13 protein-coding genes are annotated in these 22596 nt (G+C 49.6%); all 13 read right to left on the minus strand.

Annotated features, from left to right (window positions below; all coding sequences use genetic code 11):
* Window positions 1-63: 63 nt before the first annotated feature.
* The gene (gene rpmA, locus SMSP2_RS10380) at window positions 64-309 is read right to left on the minus strand and encodes a 50S ribosomal protein L27 (RefSeq protein ID WP_146683880.1); all 246 of its coding nucleotides are present in this window, start codon (window positions 307-309) and stop codon (window positions 64-66) included.
* Between the two features lie 186 nt (window positions 310-495).
* Complete coding sequence (locus SMSP2_RS10385) at window positions 496-1860, minus strand: citrate/2-methylcitrate synthase (RefSeq protein WP_146683881.1); 1365 nt, start codon at window positions 1858-1860, stop codon at window positions 496-498.
* Between the two features lie 368 nt (window positions 1861-2228).
* Window positions 2229-4160 (minus strand): glycosyl hydrolase 2 galactose-binding domain-containing protein, encoded by a 1932-nt coding sequence (locus tag SMSP2_RS10390; RefSeq protein WP_146683882.1) that lies wholly within the window; start codon window positions 4158-4160, stop codon window positions 2229-2231.
* A 121-nt stretch (window positions 4161-4281) separates the two neighbouring features.
* Window positions 4282-5874: a sulfatase family protein gene (locus SMSP2_RS10395; protein WP_146683883.1), complete on the minus strand. Its 1593-nt coding sequence runs from the start codon at window positions 5872-5874 to the stop codon at window positions 4282-4284.
* A 40-nt stretch (window positions 5875-5914) separates the two neighbouring features.
* On the minus strand, window positions 5915-8752 hold the full coding sequence (locus SMSP2_RS10400) for an alpha-mannosidase (RefSeq protein ID WP_146683884.1): 2838 nt from the start codon (window positions 8750-8752) through the stop codon (window positions 5915-5917).
* Between the two features lie 81 nt (window positions 8753-8833).
* Window positions 8834-10573: an SGNH/GDSL hydrolase family protein gene (locus tag SMSP2_RS10405; RefSeq protein WP_146683885.1), complete on the minus strand. Its 1740-nt coding sequence runs from the start codon at window positions 10571-10573 to the stop codon at window positions 8834-8836.
* Window positions 10574-10636: 63 nt separating this feature from the next.
* Entirely contained in the window at window positions 10637-12430 is a 1794-nt protein-coding gene (locus SMSP2_RS10410) for a sodium:solute symporter family protein (protein WP_146683886.1), read from the minus strand.
* Window positions 12431-12518: 88 nt separating this feature from the next.
* A complete protein-coding gene (locus SMSP2_RS10415; RefSeq protein ID WP_146683887.1) occupies window positions 12519-14057 on the minus strand; it encodes a hypothetical protein in 1539 nt (512 codons plus the stop codon).
* Between the two features lie 23 nt (window positions 14058-14080).
* Window positions 14081-15406, minus strand: coding sequence for a hypothetical protein (locus SMSP2_RS10420; RefSeq protein ID WP_146683888.1), 1326 nt, complete (start codon window positions 15404-15406; stop codon window positions 14081-14083).
* A gap of 36 nt (window positions 15407-15442) precedes the next feature.
* Entirely contained in the window at window positions 15443-16705 is a 1263-nt protein-coding gene (locus tag SMSP2_RS10425) for a hypothetical protein (protein WP_222566328.1), read from the minus strand.
* Window positions 16706-16707: 2 nt separating this feature from the next.
* Window positions 16708-17718 carry a glycoside hydrolase family 130 protein gene (locus SMSP2_RS10430; protein WP_146683889.1) on the minus strand — a complete coding sequence of 337 codons (1011 nt, stop codon included), beginning with the start codon at window positions 17716-17718 and terminating at the stop codon, window positions 16708-16710.
* Window positions 17719-18966 carry a hypothetical protein gene (locus SMSP2_RS10435; protein ID WP_146683890.1) on the minus strand — a complete coding sequence of 416 codons (1248 nt, stop codon included), beginning with the start codon at window positions 18964-18966 and terminating at the stop codon, window positions 17719-17721.
* A gap of 156 nt (window positions 18967-19122) precedes the next feature.
* Window positions 19123-22545: a KIAA0556 family protein gene (locus SMSP2_RS10440; protein ID WP_146683891.1), complete on the minus strand. Its 3423-nt coding sequence runs from the start codon at window positions 22543-22545 to the stop codon at window positions 19123-19125.
* Window positions 22546-22596 lie beyond the last annotated feature (51 nt).

Raw genomic sequence — 22596 nt, forward strand, 5'->3', positions numbered from 1 at the left:
ATAAAAAAGGCCGCCCGGTAAGAGCAGCCCTTTAGATTCTATATGATTTTGTTTTAGGCGGATTTACGCCTGGGGGACATCGATATGGATGCGTTTTCCCTGGAAGCGTACCTGGCCGTCTGCCAGTGCGTAGATAGTGTAGTCGTTACCCATGCCTACGTTGAAGCCCGGGTGGAACTTTGTTCCGCACTGACGTACAATTATCGCTCCGGCTTTGGCCTTCTGGCCGCCGTAAATTTTAATACCACGCCTCTGGGCGTTACTGTCTCTACCGTTCCTTGAGGAACCTTGACCTTTCTTATGTGCCATTATATATTCCTTATAATTAAGGGGATACGTTAATTAAACTATTCACCAATATGTAATTAGAACGAGTACTTTAAGGTTTTTGGCGATTTTGTAAAGTAAAAAACGATATTTTTCAAAAAATTTAACCTTAAGCCGCACAGAAACGCATCTGTTTGCCGGTTTTAAAGGCAGGGCTTTAGTTGTTTTTTATTGCTGTCTTTGCTCCATTGGAACATACTCCCGCCTTTTGCAAACAGCCTTGTAAGCGGGCCTCATAATCCTGCCGCCGGAGACTATTTCCTCGAGAATGTGTGCCGCCCAGCCGGCGACCCTTGCCATCGCGAAGATTGGCGTGTAGAGGTCGGGGTTAATGCCCAGTATTTTGTATATAAAGCCGGAATAGAAGTCCACATTGGCGCTTATTATCTTGTCGTTGTTCTTGACGCGTTTGAATACTTCAGGGCCGAGTTTTTCGACGTTTCTGTAAAGCTGTACCTCATCCATCACGCCTTTTTCCTTGGCAAGCTCGTTGAGCTTATCATAAAGGATAATCGCTCTTGGGTCAGATTTGGTATATACCGCATGTCCGAGACCGTAAACCAGGCCCGTCTTGTCGTAGGCTTCTTTGTTTATGACCTTTTCGAGATAACGCTCTACTTCGTCAAGATCATTCCAGTCCTTGATGTTCTCCTTGAAGTTTTCCATCATGGCAACAACTTTATTATTTGCTCCGCCGTGTTTGGAGCCCTTTAGAGAGCCGACCGCCGCCGCTATCGCCGAATAAACATCAGTATCAGAGGACATAACAACATGAGTCGTGAAAGTCGAGTTGTTACCTCCGCCGTGCTCAGCATGAAGCACAAGTGCCAAATCCAGAATTTCCGCCTCGAGTTTTGTGAATTCCTTGTTGGGCCGAATCAGCCGCAGAAAGTTTTCCGCTGTGCTCAGGCCCGGGTCAGGGTTGTGAATATAGAGGCTCTTCTTGTTATAATTGTGCATCTTGGCCTGATAGGCATACGCAATCATGATAGGGAACCTTGCGATCAGCTCAATGCACTGCCGCAGGACATTGGTAATAGCCCGACCTTCGGCATCATCGTCGTAAGAGTAGAGTGCAAGGATACTTCTGGCGAGTTTGTTCATGATATTGCGGCTGGGAGCCTCAAGAATCATGTTTTCCACAAAACCGGCAGGCAGTTTCCGGCTGCTCTCGAGTATTTCATTGAACTGGTCGAGTTTCTTCCTTGTCGGCAGATCGCCAAAGAGCAGAAGGTAGCTAGCCTCTTCAAAGCCCGGGCGACCGGATGCCTGGAAACCGGCAACGAGCTTATCGATTGATATCCCGCGGTATCGCAGCGCACCCTCAACTGGAATCTTCTCATGTTCCTCAACAATATATCCGGTTACATCGCCAATTTCGGTCAGACCAACGAGAACACCGGTACCATCGCTGTTACGAAGGCCGCGTTTGACGTTAAAATAAGGGTATTGTTCTGCGGGAATACGATTATTTGTCAGAGCCATATTGGAATGCTCGTCCAAAAATTCCTGATAGTTTACTGTTTTCAGCATAGTAGTCCTTGTATATCTTTTTTCGTAAGTCTTATCAACAATAACAACACGATTCCTGCCTGTAGAAACAGAACAGGTTTTATCTGCATAGACACTGCGCATTTACCAAAACGGCAGATCCTGATAAAACATTTAAATTGCCGCCAGCAAATTGTTTACTACAGACAAACAAGAGCGGCGTTTGGCCTGAAAAGGGTGGAAAAATAACACTTCACACCTTATAAAGACGTGTGTTTATATCATAGATATTGATAAAAATCAACACTATTTTGCGTACCAGCGGCTAAAACTGAAAAAAACAGCCGCATCAGTAAATGTATATGCCTATTTTAAAAGGACTTATAATGTATCGTTTTTTTTCGGCAAAATCACTGTTTAAATATCTTTTTCAGCTCCTCAAGAGCGGGCTTTGGCTCACCTTCGAAGTCAACAACCGCAGTATTTGCCGTACACGGGAAGCAGTCGTGCCCCATCCACAGTATCACGCCGCCGCAGCGGGGGAACCTGTTTTTGCAGCTGCCCACAGCCTTTATGAGTATTTTGGCCTGGCGCTGCTGTGACCACCGGACATATTCTGCCAGAGCGTCGGGTTTGCGGCCTTTTTCCTTTTCGAACTGTTTAACCTCGAGCCACCAGCCGGTACGCTGCCAGAGCGGGTTATCAAAAGCAGGGTAAGTATCACAGTCTCCGGCATATTTTTCTATAATTTCAACACTGCTTGCCCCGGGTGCCCCGAGTTCTGAGCGGAACAGAGAATCATCATTGTCCCAGTAGCTCTGCCATTTTTCGTCCAGGTCGCCCTTCGCGTTCCACGGCCCGTGTATATCCCAGTGAACACCCTTGCCGTAATTTTTTTCGTCCGCGCAGAAGTAAGGCCCTGTCGGCGAGGTAGCGACAAATCTGTACTGAGGATATTCTTTCTCAATAAGCTCATTTGCCGCCGCGAACATAGGATGCTCCATCGTCAGCGGTGTATTGCCGACGGCTTCTGTGAGCTCATTGCCGCCGCACCAGAGAAACAGGCACGGATGACTGCTGAGCCGCTGGAGATATGAGCGGGTTATTTCGAGATACTGTGAGACCATTTCCGGATCGTCGGGCGGATAATTCTCTATACCAGAAGAAGATATGGGCATTTCCTGCCACACGAGCAGGCCAAGCCGGTCGCAGATGTCATAAAACCAGCCCTTTTCGATGGTGGCCCCGCCCCACATACGCAAGACGTTTACGCCCGAATCAGCGTAGAGCTCAAGCCGTTTCCGATAATCGTCAATTGTCAAATCAGCGAAATTAGGCCGTATCGGAACCCAGTTTACGCCCTGGAGAAAAGTATCTTCGCCGTTTATATTGCAGATCCAGGGGTCGGCCTTCTCGGGTGCATCGAGGCAGGCTTTCCAGGTAACTCGTTTAAAACCTATAAACTTTTCTACGCTATCAAGCAGGTTGTCATTGGAATCATAAAGCCCGATTTTGAATGCGTAGGTTTTGGGCTTGCCTGAGCCGTTGGGCTGCCAGGGGTCAATCTTGAGATTTTCAAGCTCAATACCGCCGGTCAGCTCTGGGGCGGCGTACCTGCCGGTTGCGACCGGGGAATTATCATCAGAAACCTCTATGAGGACATAATCATCTTTGGCGAAACTGCCGTTTGAGCGGCATGAAAGTGAGCCTTTTCGGCTTTGGCAGTCATAATCGGCGCAGATATTGAGAGCCGAAAGCTCGCTTGCGTTTACTTCTTCAATATAGATATTATCCCATATTCCAATCTGCACCACGCGGCTTGTCCAGTCCCAGGTGTAGTAGAAACGCGGCTTCCAGTCTCGTATTTTAGAAGAATAGTTGCTCTGACCCAGCCATCTGGGCGATGTATGGAACATAATCTGTAAAAGGCTGTCATTTTGTGATATATCTTCCTCAATCTCAAAAACATGCTCAATGTGGCAGTTGCTGAAAGTGTAAACGGGCTTTCTGTTGAGGTATATCGTTCCGTGACTGTCAAGCCCGCACGCCCGAAGCCGGTATTTCTTGCCGGGTGTGAACCAGCCCGCCGGCAGAGTTGCCTCGTAGAGCCAGTGTCGGTTTTCAACCCATTCAAGCTGCTTGGAGTTTAGCCCAACATTCCAATCGGGAATAACGCCCGCCTCGAGCAAAGCCGCCTGGACAGAGCCCGGAACCTTAGCCGGGACCGGAAAAGTGTCAATTTTCGGCTCGGTGCCTAATTCCATAGAGCGGCCGCACTCCCACTCAAGAGGTGCATAACCGGATACTGTCCATTTTAGTTCTGATAAATCAAATCTATTCATTTCTGCCTTTATTTGTAAAATTTAAGTATATACATTTTTCGGTATGCCGGCTTAAAATTCGCCAACACATTTAACGAGATAAATAACCGCCGATTTTCGAATAAACCGGCAGACCCAAAAATCATGTGAGCTTGTACTGAGCCATAAGACGCTTAAGCTCTTCTTTCATCTCTGAAATTATCTTCTGATATTTCGGGTTGTCATACTCGCTTTGCATTTCCAGCGGGTCTTTTTTCAAATCATAAAATTCCCACTCGCCTTTTGAGTAAAATTCAATGAGCTTGTAGCGATTATTTCTTACACCGCGGTGCGGGGCAACGGCGTGGGTGCCCTTCTCGTAGTAGGTGTAGAGTATGCTCTCTCTCCAGTTGCGGGGTTTATTGCCCTTAAGGATAGGGAGAAAGGATTCGCCCTGCACGTCCTGAGGAATTTCCAAACCCGCCGCCTCAAGCAGAGTCGGGGCGTAGTCGATATTCTGAACCATAGCTTCGGGCCGGCTGCCGGGTTTGGCAACACCGGGCCATTTTATAATAAGCGGGTTGCGAAGGGATTCTTCGTACATCCAGCGTTTATCGTACCAGCCGTGTTCGCCGTTGTAGAAGCCCTGATCAGAGCTGTATATAACGATGGTATTCTCATCAAGGCCGTTTTCTTTTAGATAATCCATAACCTTGCCGACGTTTTCGTCCATTGCCTTGATACACCTGATATAATCCTTGAGGTATGCCTGATATTTCCATCGGATGAGGTCTTTGCCGGTGAGATTGTCAGACCTGTATTTTTCGTTGCGGGGCACATAGTATTCGTCCCAGGCCTTTTTCTGCTCGGGAGTCATTCTGTTGAACTCTGCGGGGGTTGTCCTGTCCATTGACTCGGTTTCAGGGGCTGAATTCTTTATCTCATCCAGGGTGGAGGTTTCAAACGGAGGCGTAACCTTGAGGTCAAAGGCTATATTGAGATGGTCTCTTACAGTCATCTCCTGCTCGCTTGCGGCGGAAGTCCGCCCCTGGTAATCGTCGAAAAGGTTCTCCGGCTCCGGCACATCAACGTCTTCAATCAGGTCAAAATGCCTTGGGTGCGGCATCCATGTACGATGAGGCGCTTTGTGCCAGCTGCACAGGAAAAACGGCTTTGATTTGTCTCTTTTCTTATCAAGCCAGTCAATCGTCATATCGCCGATAATGTCTGAACAGTAGCCCTGTTTGCGAACCTTTTTATCAGAAGATTTGGTTATAAAATCGGGATTGTAATACACTCCCTGACCGGGCAGGATTGCGTAATCGTCAAAACCCTGCGGTTGAGAAACCAGATGCCATTTACCAATTATGGACGTCTGATAACCGGCTCCATGCAGCTCTCTTGCAAATGTCCACTGCGAAGAGTCGAACACGTCATGATTATCCCTGAAACCGTTTATATGGCTGTGCTTGCCGGTAAGGATACATGCCCTGCTGGGGCCGCAGATTGAGTTGGCGACAAAACTGTTTTCAAAGAGAGCGCCTTCATCGGCGAGCCTGTCAATGTTGGGGGTAATATTATGTTTTTTGATAAAATCTTTCATCCTGGAGTCGTAGGCTCCAAGAGTCTGGAGTGAATGGTCATCAGAGAAAAAGAAAAGGATATTGGGCTGCTTAACCGGTTTTTTCGCCGGCAGCTTGGCGCTCATACCCATTGCCAGTATCCCTGCTGTTTTTAGAAAGTCTCTTCTGTTCATAATCTTACCTCTTTAAAGTAAAAATGCTTTTGCCGCGGATTTATACAGCAATCTCGATACTTACTATCTTATAAGCCGGGGCATTAAAAGCAACCATTTTACCTTCTTTGACGGGAATTTCTTCAAGCCTTTGCTCGTCGAGGTTTACCAGCCATGCTCCGCTAATGCCGTCGGGCACGTTAAGCACGGCCTGCTCAAGAGCATCTGCCGGATTATAAACCCTTAGAATATACGAATTTGAATCTTCAGCCCTTTTAAACGCCGAAAACCCTAAATTCGGATTGTTTATGCTGAAGAAAGACTTTTCTTTTGAATCAAGCGAGCCGGCGGAGGCGTTGGTCTGTATCGGTATAACAGGATTGTTAAACGTTTCAGAGAGCTTCAATACGCCCGCGTCCCGCCAGGTACCCTTGTGCGGCATAATCGCGTATTTGTATTTATGACTGCCCGGCAGCTGACCGCCCTTCTGCGAGGGAAAGTCTGAGCCTGCCCTTTCGGTGCAGATCCAGTTTTTCACTGACCTAAACAGAGAAAGAGCCAGAACACGGTCTTTGGTATTTGTAAGTTCATATTCGCTCAGGCCCTGGTTTATTAACGCAAACCCGCTTTTACCGTCGCTTATGTCAACAAACCTGTTGTGGGGCTGGGTTGCCATGTCACGCCACGATACTGACTGGGAGGGGCCAAGCGGCTTGACCGGACGGCGGTCAACAATGAAATGGCCGCCGGCATCGGCGTACTCCGCACCGGTAAGGCCGGTGGGGAACATCGCCCGCAGGTAATGGTCCTGATGGCAGTTATCGAGTTCAACGGTAACATCAACATGCTTTTGCCCTTTCTTCAGCGTTATATAACTGCGGATAAGCAGGTCTTTGAGCTCATCGCCGCGGCGTTTCTGCTGCGGGATACCCTTTGCAGGCAGGCTCATCGCAACCTCGCTGACGAGGGTTGCCTGGACAGGGCCGCTGTCCTGGGACCATATCCGGGCGTTGGAACCCAGAGATGTGTGCACCTGGTCATGCATCGGCCTTTCATTAACCCAGTAGTTGCCTTGCTCGCCGCGGTCTTCGAAATAGTTGAGCTTCTTGTAAACCTCGCCGGTCTGTTTGCAGGTCATATCAAACGTGCCGTTGGGGTTCATCTCGATACGCAGGTATTCGTTTTCCATGGAATCAGGGCCGGTGAGCAGTGTTCCTGTCTGACACTGTGAATCTGACCAGTCGGACTTACCGAGATCCGCGGCATCGGCCTGGTCGCGGTGGCAAACACGGAATACCTTGTAGCCGCCGGCGGGTATTTCGCCGGTATCGAAGTATATGCGGTGCCGGTCGCAGTAGTAGGGAAACGCCCTTGTATGCAGCTCGGCGACACAGTATTTTTCATCTTCCCAGCCGTTCCACTGCATGGGAACAGGGTTGTTGTCCGCGTCATAAACAATAACGCCCTCCATATCGCAGAAAACGTCTTTGTCGGGTTTTGCGGGCAGATTGACCCACGCCTCGACAACATCCCTTCTCGAATCAGGCAGAGAATTAAACACAACCAGCATCACGCTGTCTTTGTCATAGCCGCTCAGGTCTATATCTTTTACAATATTTCCCATCGCCTGCTCTGCAACGGTATTGGAAAGCTCAATGCTCTGATCAAGCCTGTAAAGGGTATCTTCGGCGGTTTTGTCCTGGGTAACGCCGTTTATTGAGTCGTGCGGCTGTGATTTGAGCAGATAATCCAGAGACCGCTCAAGCATACACTCGTGGCAGGGCCTGCCGGCCACAAAGCTCATAAAACTAAGCGGCTCTGCCAGACGGAACAGCATCTGCTCGGCTTTTTTGTTTTTCTGTTTGATATTCGCCCTTGTGGCAAGCGCATTGCCGGTAACGTCCTGTATTGGCCCGTCTCTGAGCTCGCCGTGAACCTCTTTGAGCTTTGAGATATCAATTTTCTCTCTTATCAGCTTAACAAATTCAGCCATTGTGGTGTGTATCCACTGCCGCTGAGGATCGGTATCAACCTTCCGTATGCGTTCGAGCATCTCGGGGAAAAGCGGCTGTGCGGCGGTATAGTCGCAGCCGTTCATCATCAGGCGGTCACTTTCCAGCACGCTCTGGTCGGTCGTCTTCCAGGTATCATCGATCAGCTGCTGGGTTATGATTTCAGGGTGCCAGTCAACCGGAGCATCGAGGCGGAAATGATCCTGTTCCATGAAATCCCGGTCAGCCCTGTGGTAAGCGACACCGTCAGTTGTTATGTCATATTTCCATTCTTCGTTGCTGAAATTGCTGCGCCCGAAAAGCGAGTGGAGGTGAATCATGAAATAGAAATTCTGGCGGCCGATATCTCCGAACCGGCTGGAAAGAAGCCTGCTTCCGTCGGGCGCTATCCAGGCAAACTCTGAATTCGGGGCGCGGTCTTTGCTGACCTTTTTGCCGATAAGGGCGACGTCTATGCCGAAACCGGCATAAATCTGCGGCAGCTGAGCGGTCTGGCCCCAGCCGAAGGGCGTATAACCGATCCGTATGCCGCCGCCAAGCTGTTTTGCCTTGCGTGTGCCGACAAGCAGGTTGCGGACAAGAGACTCGCCGTCGAGGGGGAACTCATCGGGGAGTATGTACCAGGGCCCGATCTCAAGTTTGCCGGCTTTAACGAGACTTTTGAGCGTCTCGGTCTTTTCCGGCCGCATATCAAGATAATCAATCGCCGGTATCACCTGTCCATCGAGCAGAAAACCCGGATAATCGCCTTTTTCCAAAAGCTCTACAAGCTCATCCATAAATTCCAGCAGCATAGCCCTTGTCTGCCAGATAGGATACCTCCATTCACGATCCCAGTGTGTATGTGAAACGATGTGTGCTGTTTTTTTTATTTGTTTTTTTGTCATTTTTCTTCTAATTATTCTAAATTACAGTTCAATTCATTACTGAAATCTCCGCGTATCAGCGGAAATATCCTTACACATTATTCAGTTTTTTTTGCCGAAAGCAGCGGAAATCAAATCAAATGCATAACCACCGCTGTTTTCGTTTTTACCGCTGATGACAATCTTCACCTTGTGTTTTCCAAAGTCAAGATCCTTTCCCGTTCTGGTTGGAGAATATCCGCCCCATGTCTGCGGGCCCCAGCCGTCAAGCTGCATGTATTCGATGCCGTCAACATAAACATCGGCTTTTCCCATATCGGCGTTTTGGCACCAGTAGCTAATCGCCAGATACGTACCTTCGTATTCAAACTCAAGACTGCTGCCGAGAGTTTGAGTTGTCCAGGCCTTTTCAATGAGCCTTCTGCCGTTCATCTCCCAGCCGCCGCCGCTGCGGGCGTGTTCTTCCAGGTTCCAGCCCTCTGCCAGGGACGGCTTCAACTCGCCGCCTTCAAGAAAAACACTATGTTCGAACTTGTCGGTGTACAAGGGCTTATGTTTGAACGACGGTTTTTTTTGCTTAGCCGCTCCGGCCGCCTGCTCGAATTTCAGGCTCAGCAGCCTCGCCGCGATCTCGTGTCCGGCGTCGTTTGGGTGCACATCGTCTGCAAGCACCTGATCTTTGTTGATTTTGTGCTGTTCCAGCATATCTTCGAACACATCCCTGAAGCTGACAAACGGCACGCCGTAGTATTCGCTTACGGCAGTGTGCTTATCCTGCACATTTTTGCCCCAGGCGTTCATCATCGCCAACATTACAACCGCCGGCTCGTGTTTCATGGTAAGTATCTGCCGCAGAAGCCCTTCCATTGTCTCATTGCCGAAAGGGTTACCCGAGTCGTTTATGGAGTATTCGACAATCACCAGGTCGGGCTTGTATCTGAGCAGGTGGCTCTGGGCCCGAAACGTTCCATACATAGAGTCTGTCGCGCCGATACCGCTGTTGTACAGCCGCACAGTTATATCGGGGAATCTTTCACAAAACCATTTGGCGGCTATGTTTGGATACCTTCTCTCCGGCGTTGTCGCGGAGGCCCCCATTGTGATTGAGCCGCCGATCGAGCCGATTGTGATATCCTCGCCGTTTTTGGCTTTATCGATGACTTTTTTCAGCCGCCACAGATTGCCGTTGACCAGATTGGCCTTTTTAAACAGCTCATCATCGCTTATTGCCAGCGGGTCAACCTTACCGTCAGGTACAAGGTCGAAAAACTTATTTATCCTGTATTTTGAGATAAACTGCCTGTATTCGCTCATAGAAAGCCCGGCGGGGATAATCTCCAGCCCCTTAATCTCAACCGCCGTATTCGCAGGGATCTTCAGCGGCATGTCATTGGAGGCAATATCGTCGATATATCTGGCGTCGGTTTCATAGCCGTTTTTGAAAGCCCGCAACCGCACACCGTCGGCGATGAATCCTATATTATACCATTTGCCGGCCTTTATTTCACCATAGCCGACGAAAATCCTGGCTCCGCTGCCGTCAAACGCCTCGGCGTAAAGTCCCTGGGTTTTTTCGTATTTGACGTAAAAACCGCTCTTGAGCCATTCGAACTTTTCGAGCAGAATATGATCGCGGCCAAGGTCGTCTATCTTTACGCACATCGAAAGAGTTATCTGCGGGGAATTAAACGCCGCGTTATTTCTTAGAATCACATCCTTTGAATTTTCCATAGCCTCTGTCAAAATATTATCATCTATAATTAGAGAGTCATAATCGGTTTGCTGCGCCCCTGCAAAACCTGCCAGAAGAGCGGCGAATAAAACTATCAATATTTTCTTCATGAATCATTTTCCTTTCAAAAAGCAAACGGCTGTATAATCATTAAACGAAAATAATCAACACGGTCAACTATTTTCGAGCTTGTCGTACCATGTAAACTTAAGAACCGCAGAAGTAATCCCGCATACAAGGACTGATATCCAGAAACCTTTCCATTCTCTAAGAACTAAGAACACGGGCATCGCCGCAAGTGTAACCTGCCATACTATCCCAGTTCCAACGCTTATCGCGTCAGCGGTTAAGCAGTTTCCGGTTTTAAAATCAGGGTCCCGGCTTAGCACTTTTTCGTGCACCGGTTTCCAGAAGCCCCAGGGCCTGACCGAGGTGTAGAACGGAATCAATACCTTATCATCATTTGGTTTTGTCAGCAGGCTTACGATCACAGACATAGCCGCGCTGCCGCCGAAAAGATAGGGAAACGCCTCTATCGGCGATAGCGAGGGGAAAGCCTTCGGGTAAACAAGCGCCATCACCATTCCAGTAATCATGCCGGCAAAATACCCATAACCGTTGAATCTCCACCAGTGCCATCTTATCACATTCGGCGCGGCAAACCCGCCGAAGAGGCCCGCAACCAGCCACATCATTATCTCAACAATGGTTTTTGATGTCAGGCCGAATATGATACCCAGAACCACAACTCCAATCGAAGCGGCATAGCTGAGCTTTATATATGTTGACTGTGATGCGCCGGGGTTTATGTATCGCTTGTATATATCGTTTACAATATAAGCGGCGCCGGCATTTACTGTAGAATCGAACGTGCTCATAAACGCCGCCAACAGACCAGCCAGCATAAGCCCTGAGAGACCTGCCGGCAAAAAGTTGCCTATAACCTCGGGCATCACCTGCTCAAAATCCACATCGCTGCCCATAGCCTTGAGCTCGGGCATAAAGAAACCCAGAGCCAGAACCGCCAGCGCCGACATCAGCAAATACCGCGGCAGCATAACCACAACCGAGGCCGCACCGCTCATCAGAGACGATTCACGCGGGCTTCTGGTTGCAAGCACCCTCTGCATATCATAATTGGGCCCCGGGCCTGCCATACTCTTGAATACTCCCTGCCACAGAGACATCAGAACAACATAGGCAAAGAGAGTGAAACCTTCCTGAGCTATTTTATCATTAAGGGCGGGCAGTCTCTCTGACCAGTCAAGCTCAAGCCTTCGGCCAAAGGATATATCAAGCCAGCCATCGGGCACCATTGAGCAGATCAGCTCGGGGCTGACTTTGTTTATCGCGACAACAGCAATGCCGACAGATACAACCGTCATAATAGCATACTGTAGGATATCGGTAAGAACAACGCTGTACATGCCGCCGAATATCACGTAAACCGTTGTAGCTGTGACAAAGATAAAGGCGTAAACATGCGGCGAAACGTCCCAGCTGAAAAATACCGCCGCAAATTTGCCTATCCCGACAAACGCCATGGCTATCATGCAAACCGTTGAAATGATAGCAAAGAGTACAATGCTCAGCCGGCACAGCTCCGCGCCGGTGCCGCTGCCGAATCGGGTTTCTATCCACTCGCCGCCGGTTAGGACATTTGAACGCCGCACCCACTTTGAGAGGTAAACCATCATGAATATCTGATTGAACGCCGGCCACAGCCACAGGAACCACAGCGACTTTACGCCGTAGGTGAAAAAGACATACACGCCGAACATCGTTCCGGCGACATCGAACATGCTCGAGCCGTTGGATATCGAGAGCAGGTACCAGGGTATCGTCTTGCCGCCCAGGAAGTATGAATCCATATCCTGCCTGGCCTTTCTGGAGAGCCAGAGTCCTCCAAGAACAACCAGAACAAGATAGCCAATTATAATCAGTATATCGACAATATGTAACTGCATGGAATCATTGCTCTTTTAATTATTCTAACCCGTTTTGATTTCAAATCGGCGGCAAGACCTTTACTGCCGCTGAACAAAGGTTTTTGTGCTATTTTCTAAGCAGCTCGGCCTCTCTCTGATAACTCTGGGACTGCTCTATTTTTTCAATCTCTTTCCAGCTTTCTTCCCTGAGGGCCCTGAGTGCTTTACGACGCTGCTGCGGCGGGGTGAAACCTCCGTATGCCTGATACAGCAGTTTCAGCCTCTCGACCGGCATATCTTCCTGCAAACTGCCCAGCCTGATACCCTGCGAGGTCTCGCCGTCCTCGAGATGCAGCACAAGCCGGTTGAAATTGTCCTGATAATTCGGATTTGACCATATTTCCGCGATTACGTCTTCCTGGCCGAAGCCTCCGGGACACGCCGGCGAGGGATTGTTGCAGTAATATGAGACTGTAATCGGGTTTTCGTTTTCGTACACCGGAACCCTGCAAACGCGCCTGCCGGGCATACTAAGATAACTGTTAGGATCGTGTTTCCAGAGCCAGTCCCAGGCGTATTTGAGGAATTCGTTGCGGTAGTCCTCTTTCTGGTTGGCAAACCAGGTTATCTCATCGGTGCCCCATGGAAAAATAGTTCCCGGGTTTGTCAGGCTGTTGAAATAGTTGTCAAACTCAAGCACCATCGGCAAGTCTTCACACTGCCAGCCCGAAGGGTGGGTACCTGTTATTTTTTCGTCGTAAACGGAATCAATGTAGCCCATCTCGAGACAGGCGTGCAGAGGGCTGGCCGGTATGCTCTTGAGCCGCAGCGGAAATGGGAGAAAATCCAGCAGAATTTTGCCGTCCTTGACGATCTTGTGCGGGCTTTCAAGGCTGACATGGCCGCTGATAAGTACATAATTCCTGCGGGCATGTTCTTTGCCGTATCTGCGTATCCTGTTTATGATATCTTCCATGTGCCGCCAGTCGGAATCCTTGGCGGTGAAGAGCTGAATCTGGCCGAGCTGAATGGATTCATAGCCGGCGTCTATATACTTTTTCGCGCGGTAGAAAACCCACATCTTTGTTTCGGTGCTTGTAATGTCGGGAACTGACGCCCCCGGGCACCAGCGGTTTCGCCAGAGGCCGTCTTTATAGATCATATCCTCGTAACGGAATGTACGCTCCTCGGGCTCCAGATCAAACTCTTCGAAGGCAAACGCGGGTATCTTTATGTTTTCAACGCCGTTTTTGCTGAAATCTCTGTCGCCGGCCTCCGGGGCTTTTGCAGAATATACCGTCTCAAAGATGTCCGCCTGCAGCATAATCTCCGGATCAGCCCTGTGTATTATACCGGCACGCTCCTTAGCGATTTGAAAATGGGCGTCATCATCTGCCGGCACATCCCATGCATAGGAGCATCTGCTAATATACTTTGCCCCCGCCTTGAGCACCACCCCCAGGTCATCTTCAAAGCTGGGCGAGGGCCCCTCCGGGCTCGATACCGCCATCCCAAGATAATGTATCGACCGCGAGAGATAGTTGTGGAGGACTTCCCGCGAGATACTTCCGTCAAAGCCGTAGTCCCTTCGGCTGTTTTCATCAGACGCCGATGCTGTTAAGATATAAATTGCAAGCAGTACAAAAATGTATAGTTGTTTTCTCATTGTATTCATTTCATCAACAAAGGTTATTCTGACCAGAGCCGCTTAACCGTCTCTTCCTGAGAGAAACCGGTTGGGCAGGCATCTGATTTTGTGTTAATCCGATACGTCCAAACATCTCCAATTGGATCCGGAGCAATCGTGATATATCCCGGAACCCTGAGATACCCGTTGGGGGCGTTATCTCGAATCCATCCATGAGCATATTCCAGCCACTGGTTTCGATAATCATTACTGCAATGGGCAAACCAGCATATTTCGTCCCAACCCCACGGCCACCACCATTCTTTAGTTCCACAAATTCCTGGATTTGATGCCCCTGAATTATCAAATTCCACAAAGTAAGGAAGCGAATCGCATTTCCAACCGCTTGGGGTTATCCCGCCGAGGCTATTTTGATAAATAGAATCATGATAACCAACTTCAAGAATTGTATGGTAAGGCTGGCCGCAAATTTCTTTGGGCCTGAGCGGGAATACATGGAAATCAAACAAAAGCCTGCCGTTTTTCACGATTCCATGCGGTTTATTACTGCCATGCAATGCCGGAACATGTGCACTGCAAATAACAAAATTTCTCCTGGCATTCTTTTTAGCATAATCACGAATCCTGCCAAGAAGTTCAAAAGATATTTCATGTTCGGGGTCGTTATCGTCCATCGTCCTGATTTGTCCAAAATGTATCGCCTCCATACCTGCGTCAATATAGCGAGATGCACGGTAAAAAAAATACATTTGCGTTTCGATTGAAGCGATATCAGGTATTGAAGCCCCCTTTACCCAGTGGTCGTGGTACAAATATTCTTCGTCTGACAGTTTGTTCTTTCCATAAAGCATTGCATAATAATCAAAATTACGAAGTTCAACCGGTAATCCAAATTCTTTGAATACATATTCAGGTATCGGTATTAAGTCAACACCGTAATTAGTTAATTCATTGCTACTGTGGAAAACAGCTTCGAAAATCGAACACTGAAGCAGAAATTCAGGGTCAATCTCAAATAACTGCTTTGCTCTTTTTTGCACTAACGCGAAATGCTGCTCTTCCGGAATTTCGGGAGTCCAGACAAAACTGGTTCTACCAATAAATTTAGCGCCAATACTCTTAAGCATCCTGACATTTTCATTAAAAACGGCATCACTTCGAGTCTGACAAAGTTCTCCTTGAGTGATAGCCCGGGAAAGATAGTTACGTAAAACACGTTCAGAAATGCTCCCATTGAAAGCATATTTTTCGGATATTACAGTGTCGCGTTTCTGGGCCGGGTTTGAAGATTGAGTAGTATTGTCTTCACAACCGATAAAGAACACAAGTGAGATCGCAATGCCGCTGAATATAAATATCTTTTTCATTTTCTATCTGCTTTCTGAATAATCTATAAATTCAATTTATTCAGACCAGAGCCGCTTAACCGTCTCTTCCTGAGAGAAACCGGTTGGGCAGGCATCTGATTTTGTGTTAATCCGATACGTCCAGATATCACCGATCGGGTCGGCGGCAATGGTTGTGCAGCCGGGCATCTGGAGATGACCTACGGGATCGTTTTCTTTGAGCCAGTTGACAACGTACTCAAGCCAGTAGTTCCGGTAATCCTCGTCACAGTGGGAAAACCATGTAATCTCGTCCCAGCCCCACGGCCACCACCATTCCTCGCCGCCGCACACGCCGGGGTTTGATGCGCCGGAGTTGTCCAGCTCGATAAGATACGGCAGAGACTCGCACTTCCAGCCGCTGGGGGTTATGCCGCCTTTGCTTCTCTTGAATATGGCATCATGGTAACCTATCTCCAGTTCGGCGTGATACGGTGTTTCGCATATTTCTTTGGGCCGCTGGGGGAACGAGTGGAAATCAAGCAGCAGCCTGCCCTCGTCTGAGACATAGCCGCCGGTGGGCACGTGAGCGTCTAACATAACAAATTTGCGGCGGCCGTTTTCGCGGGCATATCCGCGTATCCTCTCTGTAAGCTCGAACCATATTTTATTACCCGGGTCGTTGGCGTTCATCAGGGCGATCTGGCCCAGGTGTATGCCCTCAAAACCGGCATTGATATACCGCGCAGCGCGGTAGAAAAAATACATCTGTGTCTCAATCTTGCTGACATCGGGGACAGATGCACCCTTTACCCAGTGATCTTTGTACCGGCCTTCTTTGTACAGCATCGCCTCATAGCTGAAATTCCTTACCTGTACAGGGAGGCCAAACTCTTTGAACACAAACTCGGGGATGCGTATCTGATCAACGCCGAAACGGGTCAGCTCATTGTCGCTTTTGAAGACAGCCTCGAATATGCAGCATTGAAGCACAAACTCCGGATCTGCCCTGTGAGCCTGCTTTGCGCGGGCGGCGACAATCTCGAAATGTTTCTCATCGGGCATGTCCGGCGTCCATACAAATGCCGCCCTTCCGATGAACTTTGCGCCTATGTTCTTGAGCATTCTGAGATTCTCATTGAACACTGCGCCATCCTGCTCATAACAGAAACCGCCCTGGGTGATGGCCCTTGAAAGATAATTCTCAAGCACATCTTTTGATATGCTGCCCTCAAAATCGTATTTTCCCGAAATTTGGGACTTTGCCCGGTTACCCATCGCAGAGGCCGCGGCTGTCAAAGCCAGCAGCAACACCAAAACCGTTGTGTAAATCTTATTCATTATCATAGCTCCGAGTTTTCTTTTACAAAATCAATCAATTCATCAGTATTGCAGAAGGCAAGCCCTGTAACCGTATCAGCGCAGCCGTAATAAATCGCCATTCTGCCGGTTTCCGGCTCAACAATATTTGCACAGGGGAATACGACATTTGGCACATCGCCGACGCATTCATAGATTTCCCTTGGATTCAGCAGATAAGGTTTTGCGCGGTATTTGACCTTCCACGGCTCATCAATGTCGAGAATCGCTGCGCCGATGCTGTAGTTGAAGCCGTTACAGCTGGTCAAGACACCGTGATATATCATCAGCCAGCCTTCGCTGGTTTCTATCGGTACCGGCCCGGGGCCTATCTTTGTGCATTCCCAGGTGAGTTTGCCTTTTTTTGGCGACATCACGTGGCGATGGCAGCCCCAATGCACCATATCCGGGCTTTGAGAGCAGAATATATCGCCAAACGGCGTATGACCGGTATCGCTGGGGCGGCTGAGCATGAAAAACTTGCCGTTTATCTTGCGGGGAAAGAGAACGCCGTTTCTGTTAAACGGCAGAAAAGCGTTTTCCATCTGGTAGAAAGTTTTAAAATCGTATGTATAGCCCACGCCGATTGTGTAGCCGTGGTAGCTGTTGCACCATGTTATGTAGTATCTGTCCTCTATCCAGCAGACTCGCGGATCATAGGACTCTACGAATTCGCCTATTTCAGGCTCGTCGCAGACCCACTTAATCGGTTCGGGGTCGAGCTGAAAGTTTATCCCGTCATCGCTTCGCCCGTTGTGAAGCCGCATGTTGCGGCAGACGCTGTCCGCGCGAAAAACGCCGGCGAAAGCACCCTTATACGGCACAACAGCGCTGTTGAAGATGCTGTTTGAGCAGGGAATCAGGTCACGCGGTATTATCGGATTATTATCATAACGCCACATAACGCTGCCCGAGCCGGCGGGCCGGTCCTGCCAGGGTATCTTAACCGCAGCGGTATCCTGCGGGTTTGAAGTAGTTATAATGCTGTATTTCATCTATTGTTCCTTTGTCCATAAATCTTTGATTTTCTGTTCCTGTCCGTATCCGCCCGGACAGCCTTCACCGGGTGTATTTGCCATATACCAGAGCCGCCTGCCGCCGGGGTGATAGAATGCCGTGGGCACCTTGCCCGGCATCTCCAGATTGCCGACAGGGTCATTTTCTTTTATCCAGTTGAAAGCGTATTCGAGCCAGTTATTTCTAAAATCAGTGTTGCGGAAGGTAAACCATGTAATCTCTTCATATCCCCAGACCCACGGGCTGCCCAGATCCGGCCGGCCCTCTCTGCCGGAGGTATGGGTGTTGTCAAACTCGACAATATACGGCAGAGAATCGCATTTCCAGCCGCTCGGGGCGATGCCGCCCTTGCTTTTTCCATAGATCGAGTTGTGAGTACCAAACTCGAGCCTCGCGTGGTAGGGCTTGCCGGCGATATCTATGGGCCGGGACGGATAGGAATGGAAGTCATACATAAGATTGCCGTCCTTGTCCACAATACCGTGGGTATGTGAATCGCACAGAACAAGGCCCCTTCTGGCGTTTTCGGCGGCATATTTTCGTATCCGTGTAATGGTATCCCACCAGTTTTTATGCCCATCATCCGCCGCGTCCATCAGATGGCACTGGCCAAAGTGGATAGCTTCATATCCCAGATCGATGTATCTTGTCGCCCTGTAAAAAAACCACATTCTTGTCTCAAGCCTGCTCATATCCGGTACTGACTGAGACGGCCCCCAGAAGTCCTGGCGTTTGCCGCCGGCATAGAGCATGTCGTCATAATTGAATTTTCTCTTAACCGCCTCGAGTCCGTACTCCTGAAAAACTCTCTCGGGAATATCAACAGAATTCACGTGCTGCTTTTCCACTATCTCAAATATACATGCCTGCGCTATTATATCAGAATCTATTTCGTGCAGCCTGCGGGCGGTTTCTTCTGCCTTTGCAAAGATATCCTCCTCGCTGACCGCCTTGCCGTAATGAGCCGGATAGTCCGTCTTTGAGTTCCAGATGTAGGAGACTCTGCCGACAAATTTTGCGCCGATATTTTCGATCATTCTGTAGTCATCTTCAGGGCAGGCGCTGTAACTTAGCCCGTTCATCGTTATTGCTCTGCTTAGATAATTCAACAGAACGTCTTTGCTGATACTGCCTCGAAAATCGTAGTTTGTCCGGGCATTTATATTCTTAACATTTATACACATTGCTGAGAATAAAATAATAATTGTCAGTTTTTTTATACGCATAAAAATCCTTTAGCTTTGTTTGAAGCTGAATCTAATCTGAAACTCAACATCTTAGCCCCGGGCAAGTCAGGGCCTGCGGATAAACAGCCGCCATAAATGAGACGCTGGTTTGTCCGCCTCTTAAGCGGCAATACTTCTAATGCTTGAGGCAAACACCTATCTGCCCCCGCTCAGCCAGCTTTGGCCAAGAAGCTCAATATCGAGCATATCTACATGTCCGCTTTTATCAATATCTGCAGTTTTCTCCGCGGCAGTCAGTTTCACATCGTCAAGATGAACAAACGTTCCGCCCAGAGACACCCTTAGTTCTCTGCCGACAAGCTGCTCTGAGCCGGCGCTGTCCCATGAGACGCTCTGAAGTACCCACTCACCTTTTATAAGCGGCACGGGATTGGGCATTATATACAAACCATCAACAGCGTCGGCGGCCGCGAGTTCGACCTCGCCTTCGCCGTCAACCGCCAAAAGGCTGATCCGCGATGAGCTGCCGGTGGAGGTTAACGGCACACCCACGCCTGCACAAAGCTGATAAGTTGTATCAGTATCTATCAAAACGCCGCTGTCCTGCGTAAGGGTTCCGCCCGTTGCATATATTACCTGCTCGCCGTGCGGCACTGTCTGTCCCGGGCTATACAGGCTTGGCCACTGGGCATCAGATGGATCATAAATCTTCACCGCGCCGTTCAGGTTCCAACCTTCGGGCAGGGCTGAAGATATGCGGCCGTCCCTGACATCGGGCAGCTCGAAGCTGCTGTTTGACAGGGGTAAAACCGAGCTGTAAAGCCAGTCCCGGGCAAGCGTGGAAAAATCTTTCAAATCTACTGAATCATCAAAATTGATATCACTCCTATCGTACATGTTGGCGTCAACCTCAATAAACGCCGTGCAGTAGCGTTTCTCCGCGCCGCCGTCGAGGCTTGCGGCGATGCCGGCGGTTATCCGGAGGGTATCCACATTTGAGATGCATCCCGTGCCGCCGTCGTAGATCTCTATAACAGAGCCGCTGCCGGCGGGCACAGCAGAATCGTCGAGGCCGTGAACACGGGTTATGCTTTTGAAAACATCCGGCTCATCAACCGTGCTGTAGGAGAATCCCAGATTATAAAACCGCCTGCCGTCAGAGGTTGGTGCTGTGAAGACAGTTATGTCGCGAAGGGTTCTTGAGCCGGTGTAGTTTTGGTTGAATTTTATCTCAAAATCGCCGTAAACGAAATTCTCGTTATCCGCGGGAAAACCAAAGCCAAGCCCGCCCTGCTGCTGTGCTGTTGAGTCGGCTATGTTCAGTGCCTGGCCGTATTCCATGGAATCAACGGATAAATCTGCCAGGCCTGCCTGGAAAGCCGACTGAAGTGTATCATCAGCCTGAGTCTGCGGCCAGGGGTAGTTTTCAATCTGGTATTGAGACTGCTCAACCTGGATGCCGGGCATTGTTGAAGTATCCATATTGGCCCATATTTTCTTTATCGTCTGTTCCTGGCCAAAGGCATCAGGGAATACCGTACCCGGCATGTTCGCCCTGTACGCCCAGATCAAACTGCCGTCCCCCTTTTCAATCGGGTCGGCGGCGATGGTTGTATGTCCCGGCATACGCACATAGCCGACGGCATCGTTCGCCTTGAGCCAGTCAACGGCGTACTCGATCCAGTAATTGCGGTAATCATTATCACAATGCGCAAACCAGCTTATCTCATCCCAGCCCCACGGCCAGTGTGTCTCATCGCCGCCGCACACACCGGGGTTGGAAGCACCGGAATTATCGAACTCCACGTTGTACGGCAGGGCGTCGCAGTACCAACCCGAAGGTGTCATCCCCGCCTTGCTCTTGCCGTATATACTGTCGATATGGTCAAACTCAAGCGTTGCGTTATACTCCTCGCTGCAGTCTTCCTTGGGACGCAAGGGGAAAAGGTTTATATCCATAAGGTGCTCGCCCCCCTGAACAATGCCGTCTCTGGCATGTGAATCACACAGGATAAAGCCCCTTCTGGCGTGCTGCGAGGCATACTCGCGAAGACGGCCCAGAACATCATACCAGCTGCTGTAGTCCGGATCATTGTGTGCCATAGCAAGAACCTGCCCGAAGTGGATTGACTCAAAACCGGCATCAATATACCGCCGTCCGCGGTAATAAAACCACATCTTTGTCTCCAACCGCGTAATGTCCGGTATAGAAGCCCCGGGCAGCCAGTGGTTCCTAAAACTGCCGTCGGGATAAAGCATGTCTTCATAGCTGAAGTTCCTCTGCTCGACCGGCAGCTCAAACTCCTCGAAAACCCAGGCGGGTATCGGAATCTGCTCAACACCGGCACCTGAATAGCCCATTGCCACCCTGTCGGGTGTCTCAGCGCTGTACGCCGAGTAGGTTGTCTCAAATATTGTGCCCTGTATGAGTGCTTCATGGTCCTGGGCCTGCATCTTAGCCGCGTATCCGGCTATTGTTTCGTAGTAATAATCATCGTCGGCCATATGAAAATCCGTCGGGCTGTGCGGCACGTCCCAGGCAATAGCCGCCCGGCAGATGAATTTAGCCCCGATGTTTCCAATCATTCTTTTATTTTCTTCAAACGCCTCTTCATTGACAGGCCGGCAGAAATCGCCCTGTGTAATTGCCCGTGAGATAAAACTCTCGGTCGTTTCTCTCGACATCGAGCCGTCAAAACGGTACCGGGCATGACCTGTGCTGAACGACATTACAGGCCCTTTCCACGGGCTCTCGGGGTTGGAGTCATTGTATTGATCCACCCTCCAGTAGTATCTCTTGCCGTCCTCGAGTGTGCCGGGAGAGTATGACGGCTGCGAGTGGAACCCCCTGAAAACGCCGGTTGTATCGCTTGTATCCGCCTCAAGAACCGCTTTGTAATTGTCGGAAAAATACACCGCATGAGGCTCAGCCCCGCCGGTAAGCTCACCGGCAAGCCAGCTCAGAGTAACATCAGGATAAACGCCGCGTGCGGTATCTATCGGGTAGAACTGCGAGGCCTGGGTTTCGAGGCTGAAAAAGCGGACTTCACTGAGCCCGTAGCCGATTGTGCCGTCGCCCCAGCAGCCGTCCGTTGTGTGTGCGGTTATCACGAGCTCTGTGGCGGTTATCTCCTCAAGGTCAATCTCTGTATTGTGCGAATAACCTGCTGTGCCGGGTGCTATGTTAAATACATAATCGCCGAGCTTGTGCCAGTTTTGATTGTCTGATGTGTACTCGATGCTTACATTCTTGAGTCCTCTGCCGGTAGAGCCCCAGTTGAGGCCCTCCTGGTTATAGTTCCAAACCCACATCCGGCCGAGCCTGCGGGGTTTGTCGAACTTGAAAGCTATCCACGCCGGGCCTGTCTCGGTATTTGTGTTGGCACTCGAGACCGGTGCCCCGGGGACGGTAAGCCACATTGTCGCCCCTCCGTCGTGATTGTCGTGGAGATCGTCTGTCAGCCCTGATTCGTCAATCACCCGCACAGCAGGAACGGTGGAGTTGTTCTCACTGCTTGCCCATACTTCGATCTGCTCATACCCAACAGGCCTGTAAGCATATAGAGAACATGTTAATACAAAAACAGCGGCAAGGAGAATGTTTTTTTTGATAGACATTTTTCCAACTTATGAAAATTTAACAACAGGTTATTACAAAAATCCGGCACT

The organism is Limihaloglobus sulfuriphilus, from assembly GCF_001999965.1.
GTDB classification, from domain to species: Bacteria; Planctomycetota; Phycisphaerae; order Sedimentisphaerales; family Sedimentisphaeraceae; genus Limihaloglobus; species Limihaloglobus sulfuriphilus.